The organism is Gottfriedia sp. NPDC057991 (assembly GCF_042886615.1).
GTDB lineage: Bacteria > Bacillota > Bacilli > Bacillales > Bacillaceae_G > Gottfriedia.
Map to the genome: position 1 here is coordinate 1,434,716 of NZ_JBHVQN010000001.1, position 15,919 is coordinate 1,450,634.

Here is a 15,919-nt window from a genome sequence, read left to right on the forward strand (position 1 = left end):
GAAAATAAGAATTAAATATACATTTATGTGAGAAAGAATAATGAATTGCGAGGAATATTGTCAATGGAATGGAAACCCAATCGTGAAGCGAAAAAAGCTATCTATAAACAACTTGCGGAGTACATCGAAGAAGGAATAGTTAACGGTACTTTTCCACTAGATAAACCTCTTCCTTCAGAAAGGCATTTAGCAAAAGAATTTAACATTAATCGAAGCACAGTAGTTGCAGCTTATGATGAATTGGAATCAAATGGACTTATTGAAAGAAATAGAGGAAGCGGAACAACTATAAGTAAAGATATTTGGGGGATTACTAAGAAGCGAATACCCAGTTGGAACAGATATGTTGAAGCTGGCTCTTTTCTACCAAATTTGCCTGTAACTCAAAGAATTCGTCAAAAGACAGCAGACGATAAGTTAATTAATTTAGCTAGTGGTGAGTTGTCAGAAGATTTATTTCCCATGAAATCATTAAGAGAAATTACCTCCACTCGATCATTCATTGGGAGTCTTGGATATGATCATCCACAGGGTTACAAATTATTAAGAGAGACAATAGTAAAGCATGTTAAACAGTATCGAAAAATTGAAACGAATTCTTCATCAATTTTAATTACATCAGGTGCTCAACAAGCATTATATTTAGTTGTTCAATGTTTGCTAAACCCTGGAGATTCAGTAGCTATTGAAAATCCTTCATATGCATTCAATCTACCGATTTTTAAATCAGCTGGGGTTAAAACTTATTTACTACCGGTAGATCATAATGGGGTAAACCCAAAAGATATAATCGAATTACATAAAAAACACAGAATCAGAATGCTGTTCTTAAATCCAACCTATCAAAATCCGACCGGAACTAATCTAAGCCATGACCGGCGTAAGTCCATATTAGATATATCTTCAGAACTTGGTATTCCTGTGATTGAAGACGATCCATATAGTTTAACGTCTTTTAATGGAGAAACTGTCTCTACATTAAAATCAATGGATGAAAATGGAAATGTATTATATATAAGCTCCTTGTCAAAGATTGTAGCTTCTGGATTAAGGATTGGGTGGATAATTGGTCCAAAAGCTGTAATTGAAAGATTATCGGATGCTAAACAACAAATAGATTTTGGTCATTCTGGATTTACACAATGGATTGCAAATGACTTTTTAGAAGCTGAAAATTTTCATTTACATATTAAAAATTTAGTGAAGCAGCTAGAAAAAAGAAGAAATCAAATTGTCAAAAGCCTCCTGTTTTATTTAAAGGATCAGGTAGAATTTACTGAGCCTCAGGGTGGTATCCATATTTGGTGTAAATTAAAAAAGGAAGTTAATGAAGTACAATTACTAGAAGAATCAATCAAAAAAGGGGTAATCTTTGCACCGGGTTCAACAATGGGATCCGAAAAAGGGTTTGTCCGTTTTACATTTGCAAGAGAGGATGAAAAGTCAATTGATGAAGGGATAAAAAGATTTTCTAAAGCACTCAAATCTATTTGAACTAGGAATCATGTAATTATCATGGTTCTTTTTTTTATTCATTATTTTGTAAGTGGATGGGCTAAAAAGTGCTACATTGGACGGTTTAAATTTTTACAGATTTTTTATAATGAAACTGTGGAAACAATCCACGAATTCATAACGTTACATGATAGTTTATAGAGTGAATTGATTCACAATTATCTTTCACTTTTCCAATTGCTATTAAACTATGTAAATATATATTTTTAGAAATATAGCAGATTCAGTGGAATCAACACAGAGTTCAAAACACAAAATTGATAAGGGGAGTAAACCATGGAATATACAAATATTATTGATCACACATTATTATCGCCAGATACTGATGAAGTAGGCATTATAAAGTTATGTTATGAAGCGATGGAATTCGGATTTGCTTCAGTAGTTGTAAATCCTACTTGGGTAAAATTAGCCTCAAAACTCGTAAGTCAATCTGATGTTAACGTATGTACTGTAATCGGATTTCCATTAGGTGCTAATACAATAGAAACCAAAGTATTTGAAACTAAAAATGCGATTGAAAATGGGGCTACAGAAATAGATATGGTCATAAATATAGGTGCTTTGAAAAGTGAAAATTATGATCTAGTGGAAAAAGATATTAACGCTGTAGTAGAAGCTGTGAATGGAAAAGCTTTAGTTAAAGTTATTATAGAGGCGTGTCTTTTAATAGATGAAGAAATACAAGTAGCATGTGAATTATCAGTAAAAGCAGGGGCTGACTTTGTAAAGACATCGACTGGCTTCTCTTTACATGGAGCAACACTTAAAGATGTAGCCCTAATGAGAGAAACGGTTGGAAAATCTGTTGGCGTTAAAGCGTCTGGCGGTGTTCGTAGTATTGAGGATATAAAAGCAATGGTTGAAGCAGGGGCAACAAGAATAGGTAGTAGTTCAGCTATTCAAATTTTTTCTGAAAATACAAATCTTAATTCAATTAAATATTAATGTATACTTTTCAAAAAAATCTAATGTAACTATCAATTTCTCATGTATTGCGGATTACAAACTGTTGTAATATCTAATTCCTTTTGTTTTTGAAGCTATAATTCAGTGATTTTGTTGAAAAGGTATAAATAAGTGTAATAAACTGAAATGTACTTAAGGAGGGAAATTAATCCCTCTTTTTTTGTGAATTAGGTACAAACGATAGAAAGAATAAAGATTAAGTACAGAAAAATTTAAAATTCCAATGATTGTGATAATAGTAAGATAAAATTCTTTCCCGTTCTTTCTAGCAAATAAACAAGAGGAAAAAAACTATGACACAGACATCCGCATAAAAACAATCCAAAGTCGTTATGGAGAACGCTCAACGGCAAATTGAAGTTTAGAAAATACCAATTTAATAAAATTCTACACCAAAGCAAAAAGGCACAGATTTTATTCTGAGCCTTTTTGCTGATTGCTGATTTAGGCTTTACTCCTATTCACTGAACTTGTTAGAATTACATTTTTACACTTTATAAAAAACATTAAATCGCAAATGTTTCTTTTGATTTAAGAAGATAAAGTTCTATAAATTCAGCTAATCCATCATTTTCATGATGACCAGTTACAAAGTCAGATGCTGCTTTAACTTTTTCGCTAGCGTTCCCCATAGCCACACCTGTACCAACTTGACGAAGCATTTCAATATCATTTGGTCCGTCTCCTATAGCTACAACTTCATTTGGATTAATTCGATATGCATGAAGTAATTTTTTGATAGCAGACCATTTTGAAACATTTGGAGCAACCATTTCAAAACCGTCATTCCAATCTATGACTTCAGCTTCCTTTTTAAACAAAGTAGATAATTCATTATTTTGTGTATCAGTTCGAACACTATATTTAAGAACATCGTTATAATTAGCTTGTCTTAAGTCACCAATGTATCGTGGTGGAATTTGCCCAACTTTTGTCCAATAATCAATTTCTTCATTCGTTTCCTTACAGTAAAGTCCATTAGCTGTATGGATAATAACATTACAAGGGGTTTCTGCAGTCAGATGATGGAGTAGTTCTTCATTCACATTGACTGTTTCCATTTGTATCATTCTTCCTGTTTCTCCATCATGAATGGCGGCACCGTTCAAACAGATCATCGGAGTTTGTAATCCAATTTCTTTATGATAGGGAGCGGTTACTTCATAATGTCGACCAGTTGCTAGAAAAACCATGACTCCCTGATCAATGAGCTTATTAATGGCTTCCATATTTCGGCGAGAAATGTAGTTAGAGACTGTTAAGAGTGTACCATCCATATCAATAAATAATGCACGTATATTCATTTATTCTGCCCCCTCATTTGAAGTTAAACCCATCATATCATCTGAATATTAAAACCTAGTAAACTCAGTGTATAGATTTCTTGAAGATTGATGAGTAGCAGGGAACAGAACAGAATAACATTAATTGTAATCACATTTGATTAAAAAAAGTAATCATTAAATGAAAAACAATTCTTTGTAATTCAACCTGATTTACTAAAGTGGATTCAAATAAATAATTTTATATATACAAAAATCTATGGAATTTAGGGTTTAAAGCATTGGAAGGATGTATTAGAGAATTTATTAAAATATAAATTGAATACTTTTGTTGTATATAAATTGGTAAGAACGAAAAGATAAAGTAGAGAACAGATGGAAATTCTAGGCAGAATATATTTCAAATATATTTGTCAAAGCCTCACTTATATAGAAACTCTAAGTAAAATCAAAATAAAACAATCTATTGGGTGGTCTAAATGCGTTTAAAATCTAATGAACAAAAGTCCGAGAAAGAAAAGAAGTCAATAACGTCCATCTTTCAACAGGCTGCTAAAAAAATTCTCAAGCCTATACAATCATTTTATACTTATTTATTACATTCGTTTCATTTGCTTATTTTAGTCATGGACAACTTAGACATATAACTTGGCCAACCCTTATGATGTCAAAAATTATTCGATATCCTTTTATAGAAAGATTTGAATATGTATATATATTTTTATGGCTCTTAGTAATACTTCCTCCTTGCTGTATGGGATTGTGGGGAGCGTTCCGAATTTTAAAAGAATCGTTTAAATTTAAATCTAAAAAGTCGTTATGGTTCTCAATCATTATTGTTCATTTCATGGTGATCGGTGTCAAAAGTAAATTAGATGTGGAGAAACTAGGGACATTCATGACATATGTCACTTCTAGTTTTCTTTATTTTTATATACCAATATTGTTTTTGATTGTTCTCATTTTTCAAGTCTTTAAAAAAACTGATCAAATAAAATAGCAGAGCTAATTCATATGTGAATTGCTCTGCTATTTTATTTGCTTTTAAATGTGGTTTTTAGATTTTAGAGATCCATTTACCATTATAGAAAGAATTAATGATTCGATTTTAAATGTTAGTGTTTTGTTACCAATGTGATATTGAGTAAGAAAGCATTAAGTTATACCTTTACATGAGTACATAAATTTTTTATAGACGACTTTGATTTAATTTGATTAATGTGAAAAAGGGTGAATTGCAATGTTTTATTTATTATTAGTTGTTGGAACTATATTAGGGTGCATTCTATTTATTCTACCTGTATATGTATGCGCAATAATTCTTTTTGTGGTTTCATTATGTTCTTTTGTTGTAATTTATATTGAATTAACTATTTTAGAGAAAAAAGTAAGATCTAATTTATTATAAGCTATATAATTAATTGAAAAATAAATAAATGTTTTTAGTTAATTATTATAACTAAAAAGGAAATACAATTATTTACAAAAAAGAGTGTAGAATTTCTAAAAAATTCTACACTCTTTTTCATGCGTTTTTATATCTTTAATCTATTACATATCATCTAAATCAAACATATAACCATATCGAGGAACAGAAACAATCTTATGACCGTATTTACCTAATTTCTTACGTAATCGATATAAAAGGGTATTAATTTCTTCGCGTCCTACATCAGGCTGCTCAATATCTTTCGTAATTCGTTCTGGCCAAACATTTATTTTAATTTCGTTATAGCTAACTGCGCTATTGGCTCTTTGATATAACAACAAAAATAATTCTGTATCTTTACTAGTTAGATGGATTCTTACACCATCAATTAAAATTTCTCTCTTAACTACATTCACAGTTAGACCATTGAAATCGTTTATGTGTTTGTCTAACACTAATGGTATATCAAGTGTGTCTCCAAGATTCTGCTCTGATAGATTATGAAAAATAAGTACAGCGGCACCACTTGCAAGACTTATACAATCGCCATCACGAAGGAAAAATGGTTTATTTTTTTCTATTAAAATATGATTTACTTGTGTTCCATGTTTACTCATGAGATCAACAATGGTGTAATTTCCTTCTTTATCGAAGCTAATTAAAGCATGTTTTCTTGAAATATATTGACTTGTAAAAGGAATATCTGGGAAATCATCACCCCACGTACGCCCTAGCAACGTTTCATTAAAGGAAATAGGAATTCTATTCTGATTTGTGGCTGTTTCTCCTTGTTTTATAGAAAGATACACGTTTTGAATACTCATGAAGTTACTCCTTTGAAAACTAATCTAGTTAAACCAAAAACGAGTATATCATATGCAACTAATTTGTAAAGATAATTCATTATTTATTGTGTCTTCTATTAAGGAAAAAAGCAGGAACTAGATTATTAGCTTTTAAAAATATAAAGAGTAATTCAAATTCATTACTAAATAAACTTTAAATTGATGTGTTACAGTTTTGTTATCAATTTGTTATTGAGTCAAAAATAAAGAAAATATATCATTGCAAGAGTAAATGATTTGTAGGTAGATGGAATGATAAAATCCAAACAATTATAACTGAAGAATCAAAATCTTATTTTAATGGTCAGAAATCTGCAAAGAGTGTCGCTAAAATTATACAGAATAGAGTAATGACTTATTTAAATGAATAGTTGTTTTTATCATTAATAGTTCGTTCTCAACCGGTTATCTAAATATTCATAAGTGGGGAATAATTGTACTTATTTATAGCATATCATGGTGTGATGTAGTGTTTCTTTTTTAAACATTTCAAGAGCAAAGATTATATTTGAATTAAATCGTTGAATTGTTACAAAAAATTTATAATTTAGAAACATTTATTTGCTATGATTTGATATAGGTCAATATTGACTTATATATCATATTGAATTTAGAGGTGAAAATATGAAAAGCAATATTAAAAAATTATCAATGATTGCAATTACTAGTTTCATAGTATTAACTGGTTGTATAGAAGCAAAGGCTCAGAAAAATGAAAGTGTTGCAAAAACTGACCCAATCCTTGTTGAACTAAATAAACTAACGCTTAAAGAAAAAATTGGGCAAATGATTATCGCAGGTTTTGATGGAACAACATCAAGTAATGCAGATACTCTTTTAAAAAATTATAAATTAGGTGGCGTTATACTCTTTGGAACAAATATAAAAAGTCCAAATCAATTAGTAAATTTAACAAATGACATAAAAACATACAATAAAAATAACAAGGTACCTTTGTTTATTTCTGTTGATCAAGAAGGCGGTAGAGTAAATCGAATGCCTTCAGCGGTATTAAATACACCTTCTGCCAGAACAATTGGAAATAAAAACAATATGCAATACGCATATAATATAGGGAATATGATTTCAAAAGAGCTATCATCCTTTGGATTCAATACTGATTTTTCACCAGTATTCGATATACAAAGTAATCCTAAAAATACTGTAATTGGAGATCGTTCATTTGGTACAAATGCAAGTATCGTTTCAAATATTGGTGTGGGAATGATGGATGGAATTCATAAAGGAAAAACTATTCCTGTTATTAAACATTTCCCCGGGCATGGGGATACTTCAGTAGATTCTCATTTAGAACTTCCTATAGTGAATAAAGACCTATCAAGTTTAAAAAAATTTGAGTTAGTACCATTTAACAATGCAATCAAAAATCATGCGGATATGGTGATGGTAGCTCATATATTAGTAAAGAAGGTAGATTCTAAGTATCCAGCTTCTATGTCAAAATCGGTGATAACTGATCTGTTGCGAAAACAATATGGTTATAATGGAGTCGTAATAACTGATGATATGTCAATGGGAGCTATTGCTAAACACTATAACTTAAGTAATGCAGCAGTAACTTCAATCAATGCTGGAAGTAATATTATTTTGATAGGACATGGAAATGAAAATGTTAAAACCATTTACAATAGCATATACACAGCCGTTCAAAATCACAAAATTTCAGAAGACACAATAAATAAAAGTGTCTATAAGATACTTTCTTTAAAACAAAAATATAAACTTAATAATAATAAAGTTCAACCTGTAAATGTTACAAATTTAAATCAACAAATTAAGAAAGCTGTTACTTATAACAATGAAACTAGTAATAAACAGTACTTACTTTTAAAAAATATCTCAACAAAGGCAAATGAAGGAAAAATAATCAATGCAGAATTTAATGTAATGAATTCGACAATTGACTCAATAAAGGGAAAATGGGGAAAAGAAGACAGTAGTGTATATGTGGCCGCTGCTAAAGGAACATATAACACATACTCTAAGAGAAACGTAGTAGTTGGCTATCAAAAAAGCCATTTAATATTTGAATTACGCTCTTTTGATCCTCAGTTAAAATCTTTAACGATTAATAATATAAAAAATTATTTTGGTTCACCTAGCTCAGAAGTTACTACCTCAAATAACGAAAAAATAGTAACTTATTCAATTGGATCAAATAAACTTAAATTTGTTTTTCCTTTAAAGAATAAAAATTTAATTTTAGACCATTATTCGATTTATAATCCTAACAATGTTAAAAACTAATTAAAGCGATAATTTGTCAACTGAATATTACTTCCTAAAAATGTAAAATGTAAAGAGCTAATCGACAATTATTCGATTAGCTCTTTTTTTGTTAATTAAGGCATACTAACAATTACTGCTTAATCTTTTTATTTAGCGTCTCAATATTTTTATTTCTTTCTCCGCCATCAGAAAGGTCTTCTGAAAATTCATGGTCGGCTTTTTTACCTAACATAAGTTCAGATGTACGAATTGTGCTAGATGGCAAATTATTGTTCGCTGCGGCTTGTTCATTCCACTTAGTCATTATTATCACCTCTTGAGCTTAGTATTATAATTTATGCATTTATTTATTTAAAATGATGTAAAGTAATGTGTTTGCTAGAAGAAACTTGGGATTATGCAGGAGTTAGAAGCATGGAAATGATTAATCATTGTGGAGTCCTTTCATTACAACTTGATGATGCTCCAGCGGGACAGCCTATCTCTTGGTTAAATTTGAACGAATGGGAAGCATCTCAATCAGTAGAATCAGCGAAATCATTTGGTGATAGTTGAGGATCATGTTTTTTTATAATGATTGTACATCTATTTGTTAGAATACTTTACCAGTTGCCTCATATCGTTTAATAGACGGACACGTGATGAATGATTAGTGTCATATGGGAGAGAGGAAGCAGGATGATGAAACGATTTGCAACGTATTATCCGTATGAAAAAAAATTATTGATCGAGGGTGATCACAAACTCATTCAAGGGGATACGAAAAATGTACGGTCCAAAGAAATAGGAAAGAAAGTGGTACTTGTCGGGTTAGGAATAAGTGTAGTCGGATTACTGATTCCAACGAGTAAACTTTTCCTGTATCCAGAACACATGTTAATCGGGAAAGTTTACTATCATGCAATTGATTGGGTGCATCATTTTATTGCGCAACAAATTCACTACGTATCATCAACGAATTTCAGTTCGGGACACTATATTGCTTCAATTGATCCACATCCAAAACCAAATAGTTCGTTTGCAAAAGACAGTCATTTTATCCTCGAAAAAATCGATGGAAAAATGAAGAATCATTTCGAAGGGGTTAAAGATTTTTTGGAACGAAATAAATGAAGAAAAAACTCCTTGCCTTGTTGGGGAGTTTTTATGTTTGTCTTTGAGCAAATAGATTTTGACAAGATTTTCGAAAAGTAATACATATTCCTTGGAAATGACTAGTTCCTGTTTAATAGGTGTACACTTACTCAAATCTGTTTACTCCTATTTAATTATCTAATAACATTGGTATATAAGCGATAGGTAATATATTTTATATGATGGAGATTTGCGGAAACGAGGATATTACAGGCGTTAATCTCCCCATAAAAACATAATATCGAGTGAAAGGAGTACGATAATGGATTTTTTCTTTGATCACCTTGTTTGGTTCTTTAAGAAACCAGAGAAAGCAATATTACCCTTAAAACAAAGAGGAATTCATGTTGTGAAGGGGGGCCGTCATGAGTCTTGGGGAACATATAATACCTTAACTTATTTTGGCTTAAGTTATATTGAATTTTTAGGAATAGAAAATTTATCAATAGCTAAAAAACATGATGAAAATCGATTGATTACGCAAATCGTTGAACAACTAGCAAAAAAAAGTCGGGAAGGTCCTGCAACACTAGCGATCCGAACAAATCAAATTGAAGAACTAGCAAGTAAACTTAAAGCAGAAGGACTTACAGTTTATGGACCGCTTACTGGAGAGAGAGTTCGTGCTGATGGTCACGTAATCAGGTGGTCATTGTTATTCCCTGAATACCCGGAAAAAAAGATTAAGTTACCATTTTTTATTGAATGGGAAAAATCAGATGAAGAACGGTATTCGGAACTGGATGACCAAGGACTTATAGGATCACATATAAAAGGCGAACCAAAATTGGAAAGTGTTGGTTTTGTCGTAAAAAATTTGGATGAGACATTAGAAATTTGGAAGAACTTATTTGGCCTTCAACAAGGAGAACAGTATATCGATATGGAAATCAATGCTCGGTGTGAAATATTAAAATTAAACGGAACTAATTTATTATTTTGTACACCAATGGGAGATGGTCCCGCTGCTAAGGTATTAAAAGAAAAAGGGGATACTCCTTTTTTAGTAAATCTTACTGACACGAATCAAAGTAACTTTTTTGAACTGTTTGATGGTTTTTGGAAGTTCCAATAATCTATTCAAATGTTAGCCCATCACATTTTAGCGTCAAATTCATGGTACGATACCAGTTTTGCGCTTTTGCAATCAAAAAAGACACCCCGTTATCGAGTGCCTTTATTGTCTGTTACTGTGACGATACACAGCTAAGAAAGTTGAAATGAAAAATGTTCACATATTTTTCTATTCATGCCCGAAATACCACGGGTACAAGTTTAAAATACCCATCAAATAAATTTTTATACAGAAAAAAATTTATGAACAAAATAAAAGACATTGTAATTGTATAACAATGCCTTTTTCATTTAGTTCATATTACATATTTACTAGCTTTTTAAGTCTTGTTCTCCGACTAATTTAATTGATTCTGATTCTGTATTTCGCGTAAGAAAAGCGATGTGTAAACTGACGAAAAGTGCAGGGAGAAAGAAGACTAACCAATAGCAAACTGTTCTAAGTAATCTCCCTTGATCAACTTCACCAATTGGATAGTATGTCCACAAATCAATTACGTAAAATGCAGCAAATTTGATGACAATAGCGAACGGGATCAGGGCGATGATGCGTTTTTTTTCACTCCAGTTTTGGAGAATCATAAATAAACCGAAACATAAAATTGATACTTGTAAGATCAAATCAGCGATAAAAATATCGTTGTAACCGTTTATAAAATAAAGCAGGAAAATATTTAACGAGCAGATTGTGATCAAAGTTGTACTACTAAAAAAAACAGTTGCAATTAGAAGACTGATCGATTTAATTTGAATAGCAATGTTATCATTTGTGATGAAAGGGAATTTTAACAATAGAAAAGTTAACCCACTTAATAGTATACCAATGAAAATGTTTCGAAAGGTTAGATTGTTTTTAGATAATTTTTGACCACCCCATAAATAGGGGGATGCAAAATAAAAAAAAGCGACTATGGTGCATAGGTTGATAAAAATATTTTTAAGGAGCATTTTTTCCTCCATTTGTTTACAATAGTAAGGTTTAATTCGTTCATTTAAAAAAGTCATGATTAGTTTAGTGGAATATTAACGATTTTATTCTACCCCTTTTAGGACGGAAACGGTATAGCGTAAATAATGGAAAAAACGTTTAGATAACGAAATATAACGTTAACTTTGGTTGGGTCGAGGATAGAGGAAGGTGTAAAAACAATATGATATTGAGGTATTCGAAAAGGCACTATTAATACTACAAGTTCTAAATTTGAGTATGACAGGTGTATCAATTATGATTTGTTTATATATCCAAATTACTAGCAACCAATATAATAAAAATGAAAATTACGGGACGTAAGATGTATTCATCATCATAACCGAAATCGAATCACTTTTCCTCGGCATATAATAGTTGATCTTCTACTGCTCCACCGTCAATGGAGCCCGAATTAGAGCGAATTTTGGGACAGAATCAAACAAAATTGTGACGAACGGTTAGCGATGATATGTATGCATTAGAGAGTGAAATCATCCAGTGTATGAAACGTTCGATATTGAAAAACAGATTCAGACTGACTGTTTAGTAAAATGAAAAACACCCTGTTCGAGTACAGGGTGTTTTTTTGACATTTAGCAAGTGTTGGTTTCTTATTGTGAAATTGTACACAAAGTGTACACATATCTTAAGACCTGCACGATGTTTAATGTAGTATATTTGACCTATAAGAAAACGCTTCACAAAAAGGAGGGAAAAAGCTAAAACCGTTTTACGGTCTGTTTGAGCCCAAATTCGAGTGTTAATTCATAAAATCATTAGGAGGAAAAACCAATGGTGAATATCATGTTAGTTTGTTCAGCAGGAATGTCAACAAGTTTACTGGTTAACAAAATGAAAGATCATGCAGCTAAGGAAGGAATAGAAGTGAATATTTGGGCAAATGCGGAAGCAGAAGCAAAATCCGTGTGGGAAAAAGCAGATATTATTCTTCTTGGACCACAAGTGAAATACCTTGAAAGAAAAATTAACGAAATGGTTCAACACAAAATCCCTGTATCCGTGATCGATATGATGTCTTATGGCACGATGAATGGAAAAAAAGTATTGGACGATGCACTTGCCAAATTAAGTTAATGGATTCATTAAAAGTAAATAAATCAAATTAGGGAGGATTTCAAAATGAATCGTTTCATTAAATGGATGGAAGAGCACTTTGTACCAATTGCCGCTAAGATTGGTGCACAGCGTCACTTAGTCGCAATTCGGGATGGATTCGTCGCCTTAATGCCACTAGTCATGGCTGGTTCATTAGCCGTCTTATTAAACAACGTTTTATTTACACCAGCTTCATTGATAGCAGACTGGTTCAACTTAAAGCCAGAAACAAGTGGGTATCTTCAATTTACTACAAAATACCTTCAGCCTCTGATGGGGAATATTTGGTGGGGAACATTCGCTGTTCTAGCACTAGTATTAGTATTTACAGTCGCTTATAGTTTAGCAAAATCTTATGATGTGAACCCGTTATCAGCGGCCGTAGTTGCTGTAGCAGGTTTTCTAGCATTAACTCCTCAAGGTGTAACAGTTACCTTAGCAGATGGCAAAACGACACAAGGAACATGGGGTAACTTCGGTTGGCAATACTTTAACTTTGGAGCCTTATTAACGGCTATTATCGTCACATTAGTAATCACTCAAATTTTCGTCTTTTTAATGAAGAGAAATCTTACAATTAAATTACCAGAAAATGTACCACCAGCAGTTGGACGTGCATTCGCGGCAATCATCCCTGGTTTAGTAGCGATTATGGTTGGTGCGCTTGTACCAGTATTATTCTCAATCTTAAATGAAGCAAAAATCGTAGTTGAAACAAATCTTTTTGACTTAATCACAAAATTCATTACCGATCCATTTATGCATTTATCACAAAATCCATTCTCAGCTATTATCTACGTCTTAATGATTCAAGTACTATGGTTCTTCGGTTTACATGGCGGCAATATGATGGGCGCGATTACAAACGCGATTTATCTGCCACAAGTTGCAGCCAATGCAAGCGGGGGACACAACGTCTTCACATCTGTTTTCTTTGATTCATTTGTTCACCTAGGCGGTGCCGGTGCGACTTTATCACTAGTCATCGCGATCTTTATCGCTTCAAAGCGTCGAGATTATCGCGAAATTTCGAAAATTGGTGGAGCGGCTTCAATCTTCCAAATTAACGAACCAATCATGTTTGGATTACCAGTTGTGTTAAGCCCGATTTTAATCATTCCGTTCATGATCGTTCCGGTTGTCTTAACTCTTACAGCATATGTAGCAACTATAACAGGTTTCATTGGGTATACGAACGTTGTTGTACCATGGGTAACACCAGTTGGACTAAGTGCATTCTTGTCAACATCTGGTGACATCAAAGCTGCTTTAGTAGCGATTATCAACCTAGTGATTGCGGTTGTCATTTATTACCCATTCATTAAATTAGCGAACCGTCACGATTCAGAAAAAGTTTCATAACAACAAACAAAATAGAGAAAAGAAGGAAGTCTTCTTTTCTCTATCTATTAAAAACAAGTGGGAGGAATGGAAATTGGAAAATAACGAATTAATTTGTTTTCAAATCATTTCAGCAGTTGGTTCTGCAAAATCCATGTATTTAGAAGCGATGGTCGAAGCAAAAAATGGAGATTTTGAAAAAGCTGCTTCCTTAATAGAAGAAGGACTCGATATGTTTAAAAATGGACATCACTATCACGCAAAATTAATCCAACAAGAAGCAAGTGGTGAAAAAACGGACATTAACTTATTATTGGTTCATGCTGAAGATCAAATGATGAGCGCAGAGACGATCAAAATTATGGCAGAAGAGTTTATTAGTTTATACAAGAAACTAGCTGCTTTTGAATGTGCGAAATAATGGAATTAAACGTACAGTTGCAAGTTCGCGCAGAAGAGGTTTTCGAGCAATTGCTTCGTTCCATTCTACAAGATATCAAACAGAGTACAGGTCAGACGATTCCGAAAGAACAATTAGCGAAAGATTTTTCCTATCAAAAGAACATCAAAAACCGCATGGGTTATGATACACCTGTGAAAGTTCAAATTGATGAGTTGATTCCATCGAAAGAATATCGTGCATCGATTGAACATTCAAAAGGAATCAATACAATGGCATATACCCTAACTGATACCGAAAAAGGCGTCGAGATCCACTATAAAGAGCGTTACCAAACTTCATCAACACTGCAAAATTGGAATTACAGTATAGCCTCCATTTTTTTCGCTCGAAAAAGCAAAAAGAATATGAAAAAGCAATTTGCTTATCTTGAGGAAATAATCCTAAACGAAAACAAATCCTGTCAAAAAGAGGTGATATGATGCCAAGATTGGGTGTCTCAATTTATCCAGAACACTCTACAAAAGAAAAAGATCTGGCGTATTTATCGTTGGCTGCAAAGTATGGATTTAAACGAGTGTTCACTTGTTTGTTAAGTGTTGAAGGGAAAGATGTAGACGAAATCAAAGAAGAATTCAAAGAAATTATAGGTCATGCGTATTCATTAGGCATGGAAGTTATTTTGGATGTCGCACCAAGTATTTTTTCAAAACTTGGGATCACATACGAGGACTTAAGCTTCTTTGCTGAACTAGGTGCAGCAGGTATTCGATTGGATGAAGGTTTTGACGGTGCAAAAGAAGCATTCATGACGTTTAACCCATATAATCTTAAAATTGAAATTAATGCCAGTATTGGTACGAAATATATAGATAATATTTTAAGTTTTAAAGCTAATAAAGAAAATATTATTACTTGCCATAATTTTTACCCACAAATGTACTCAGGACTAAGCTTCAAGCATTTTGAAAAATGCAGTAAGGATGTAAAAGACCTTGGTTTAAAGGTCGCTGCATTTGTTTCTAGTCAAAATGACTCAACTTTTGGACCTTGGCCAGTGAATGAGGGACTTTGTACGTTAGAGGAGCATCGTTTTCTTCCAATTGATGTAGCTGCACGTCACCTATTCGCAACTGGTTTGGTAGATGATGTTATCGTAGCCAATGCCTATGCAAGTGAAGAAGAATTAAAATCACTTAGTAAGGTGAATCCAGCGAAGTTATCTTTCAAGATCGATTTAACGGACAAAGTGAGCGATGTGGAAAAAGAAATTATTTTTAATTTCCCTCATTTTGTGCGTGGAGACATGAGTGAATACATGGCAAGATCAACCATGCCACGGATTTCATATAAAGATGCAAACATTGAGCCGCATCATACTCATGAATTAAAACGTGGAGACATCGTTATTATCAATAATGAATATGGTCGTTATAAAGGAGAACTCCATATTATTTTAAAGGACATGCCAAATGATGGTCGAAAAAATATAGTTGGCCGGATACCGGAAAATGAGTTAAAACTTTTAGATTACATTGATCCTTGGAGAGTATTTGAAATAATTTCCTGAGGAATGTCTCAAATTAAATAGGT

The 15,919-nt window shown here is 32.5% G+C and carries 16 protein-coding genes; 12 read left to right on the forward strand and 4 right to left on the reverse strand.

Annotated elements, in window-relative coordinates; all coding sequences use genetic code 11:
• Window positions 1–63 precede the first annotated feature (63 nt).
• Window positions 64–1,494: a MocR-like pyridoxine biosynthesis transcription factor PdxR gene (gene pdxR, locus ACFVR2_RS07195; protein ID WP_387360211.1), complete on the forward strand. Its 1,431-nt coding sequence runs from the start codon at window positions 64–66 to the stop codon at window positions 1,492–1,494.
• Between the two features lie 297 nt (window positions 1,495–1,791).
• Window positions 1,792–2,463 carry a deoxyribose-phosphate aldolase gene (gene deoC / locus ACFVR2_RS07200; protein WP_387360213.1) on the forward strand — a complete coding sequence of 224 codons (672 nt, stop codon included), beginning with the start codon at window positions 1,792–1,794 and terminating at the stop codon, window positions 2,461–2,463.
• 527 nt (window positions 2,464–2,990) lie between these two features.
• On the opposite strand, the gene ACFVR2_RS07205 is transcribed toward deoC, so the two are convergent.
• Window positions 2,991–3,788, reverse strand: coding sequence for an HAD family hydrolase (locus ACFVR2_RS07205; protein ID WP_387360215.1), 798 nt, complete (start codon window positions 3,786–3,788; stop codon window positions 2,991–2,993).
• A 559-nt stretch (window positions 3,789–4,347) separates the two neighbouring features.
• Between ACFVR2_RS07205 and ACFVR2_RS07210 the strand changes: the two genes are divergently transcribed.
• Window positions 4,348–4,767, forward strand: coding sequence for a GerAB/ArcD/ProY family transporter (locus ACFVR2_RS07210; RefSeq protein WP_387360476.1), 420 nt, complete (start codon window positions 4,348–4,350; stop codon window positions 4,765–4,767).
• Between the two features lie 551 nt (window positions 4,768–5,318).
• Here the strand turns inward: ACFVR2_RS07210 and ACFVR2_RS07215 are convergent.
• Window positions 5,319–6,020 (reverse strand): FHA domain-containing protein, encoded by a 702-nt coding sequence (locus ACFVR2_RS07215; protein ID WP_387360217.1) that lies wholly within the window; start codon window positions 6,018–6,020, stop codon window positions 5,319–5,321.
• 645 nt (window positions 6,021–6,665) lie between these two features.
• Between ACFVR2_RS07215 and nagZ the strand changes: the two genes are divergently transcribed.
• A complete protein-coding gene (gene nagZ / locus ACFVR2_RS07220; RefSeq protein ID WP_387360219.1) occupies window positions 6,666–8,309 on the forward strand; it encodes a beta-N-acetylhexosaminidase in 1,644 nt (547 codons plus the stop codon).
• A 112-nt stretch (window positions 8,310–8,421) separates the two neighbouring features.
• Here the strand turns inward: nagZ and ACFVR2_RS07225 are convergent, their stop codons facing one another.
• A complete protein-coding gene (locus ACFVR2_RS07225; protein WP_387360221.1) occupies window positions 8,422–8,595 on the reverse strand; it encodes a hypothetical protein in 174 nt (57 codons plus the stop codon).
• A gap of 110 nt (window positions 8,596–8,705) precedes the next feature.
• Between ACFVR2_RS07225 and ACFVR2_RS07230 the strand changes: the two genes are divergently transcribed.
• The 3 genes from ACFVR2_RS07230 to ACFVR2_RS07240 all read left to right on the forward strand — a co-directional run bounded on the left by ACFVR2_RS07230 (window position 8,706) and on the right by ACFVR2_RS07240 (window position 10,500).
• The gene (locus ACFVR2_RS07230) at window positions 8,706–8,846 is read left to right on the forward strand and encodes a hypothetical protein (protein WP_387360223.1); all 141 of its coding nucleotides are present in this window, start codon (window positions 8,706–8,708) and stop codon (window positions 8,844–8,846) included.
• Window positions 8,847–8,969: 123 nt separating this feature from the next.
• Window positions 8,970–9,404 (forward strand): hypothetical protein, encoded by a 435-nt coding sequence (locus ACFVR2_RS07235; protein WP_387360225.1) that lies wholly within the window; start codon window positions 8,970–8,972, stop codon window positions 9,402–9,404.
• Between the two features lie 283 nt (window positions 9,405–9,687).
• Window positions 9,688–10,500: a VOC family protein gene (locus ACFVR2_RS07240; RefSeq protein ID WP_387360227.1), complete on the forward strand. Its 813-nt coding sequence runs from the start codon at window positions 9,688–9,690 to the stop codon at window positions 10,498–10,500.
• Between the two features lie 311 nt (window positions 10,501–10,811).
• On the opposite strand, the gene ACFVR2_RS07245 is transcribed toward ACFVR2_RS07240, so the two are convergent.
• On the reverse strand, window positions 10,812–11,291 hold the full coding sequence (locus ACFVR2_RS07245) for a hypothetical protein (RefSeq protein WP_387360229.1): 480 nt from the start codon (window positions 11,289–11,291) through the stop codon (window positions 10,812–10,814).
• Between the two features lie 970 nt (window positions 11,292–12,261).
• Here ACFVR2_RS07245 and ACFVR2_RS07250 point away from each other — a divergent pair.
• The 5 genes from ACFVR2_RS07250 to ACFVR2_RS07270 all read left to right on the forward strand — a co-directional run bounded on the left by ACFVR2_RS07250 (window position 12,262) and on the right by ACFVR2_RS07270 (window position 15,896).
• Window positions 12,262–12,564: a PTS sugar transporter subunit IIB gene (locus ACFVR2_RS07250; protein ID WP_387360231.1), complete on the forward strand. Its 303-nt coding sequence runs from the start codon at window positions 12,262–12,264 to the stop codon at window positions 12,562–12,564.
• Window positions 12,565–12,609: 45 nt separating this feature from the next.
• Complete coding sequence (locus ACFVR2_RS07255; protein ID WP_387360233.1) at window positions 12,610–13,947, forward strand: PTS sugar transporter subunit IIC; 1,338 nt, start codon at window positions 12,610–12,612, stop codon at window positions 13,945–13,947.
• Window positions 13,948–14,020: 73 nt separating this feature from the next.
• Window positions 14,021–14,347 (forward strand): PTS sugar transporter subunit IIA, encoded by a 327-nt coding sequence (locus ACFVR2_RS07260; RefSeq protein ID WP_387360235.1) that lies wholly within the window; start codon window positions 14,021–14,023, stop codon window positions 14,345–14,347.
• Window positions 14,347–14,808: a DUF3284 domain-containing protein gene (locus ACFVR2_RS07265; protein WP_387360237.1), complete on the forward strand. Its 462-nt coding sequence runs from the start codon at window positions 14,347–14,349 to the stop codon at window positions 14,806–14,808. The genes ACFVR2_RS07260 and ACFVR2_RS07265 overlap by 1 nt, the downstream gene beginning before the upstream one ends.
• A complete protein-coding gene (locus tag ACFVR2_RS07270; protein ID WP_387360239.1) occupies window positions 14,808–15,896 on the forward strand; it encodes a DUF871 domain-containing protein in 1,089 nt (362 codons plus the stop codon). The genes ACFVR2_RS07265 and ACFVR2_RS07270 overlap by 1 nt, the downstream gene beginning before the upstream one ends.
• Window positions 15,897–15,919: the final 23 nt, after the last annotated feature.

What these genes read in the sequence shown, in the direction of transcription:
- ACFVR2_RS07240 (WP_387360227.1), top strand. Translation starts at nt 9,688, where the DNA reads ATGGATTTTTTCTTTGATCACCTTGTTTGGTTCTTTAAGAAACCAGAG.
- ACFVR2_RS07270 (WP_387360239.1), top strand. Translation starts at nt 14,808, where the DNA reads ATGCCAAGATTGGGTGTCTCAATTTATCCAGAACACTCTACAAAAGAA.
- ACFVR2_RS07265 (WP_387360237.1), top strand. Translation starts at nt 14,347, where the DNA reads ATGGAATTAAACGTACAGTTGCAAGTTCGCGCAGAAGAGGTTTTCGAG.
- ACFVR2_RS07235 (WP_387360225.1), top strand. Translation starts at nt 8,970, where the DNA reads ATGATGAAACGATTTGCAACGTATTATCCGTATGAAAAAAAATTATTG.
- ACFVR2_RS07205 (WP_387360215.1), bottom strand. Translation starts at nt 3,788, where the DNA reads ATGAATATACGTGCATTATTTATTGATATGGATGGTACACTCTTAACA.
- pdxR (WP_387360211.1), top strand. Translation starts at nt 64, where the DNA reads ATGGAATGGAAACCCAATCGTGAAGCGAAAAAAGCTATCTATAAACAA.
- nagZ (WP_387360219.1), top strand. Translation starts at nt 6,666, where the DNA reads ATGAAAAGCAATATTAAAAAATTATCAATGATTGCAATTACTAGTTTC.
- ACFVR2_RS07230 (WP_387360223.1), top strand. Translation starts at nt 8,706, where the DNA reads ATGGAAATGATTAATCATTGTGGAGTCCTTTCATTACAACTTGATGAT.
- ACFVR2_RS07215 (WP_387360217.1), bottom strand. Translation starts at nt 6,020, where the DNA reads ATGAGTATTCAAAACGTGTATCTTTCTATAAAACAAGGAGAAACAGCC.
- ACFVR2_RS07250 (WP_387360231.1), top strand. Translation starts at nt 12,262, where the DNA reads ATGGTGAATATCATGTTAGTTTGTTCAGCAGGAATGTCAACAAGTTTA.
- ACFVR2_RS07255 (WP_387360233.1), top strand. Translation starts at nt 12,610, where the DNA reads ATGAATCGTTTCATTAAATGGATGGAAGAGCACTTTGTACCAATTGCC.
- ACFVR2_RS07225 (WP_387360221.1), bottom strand. Translation starts at nt 8,595, where the DNA reads ATGACTAAGTGGAATGAACAAGCCGCAGCGAACAATAATTTGCCATCT.
- deoC (WP_387360213.1), top strand. Translation starts at nt 1,792, where the DNA reads ATGGAATATACAAATATTATTGATCACACATTATTATCGCCAGATACT.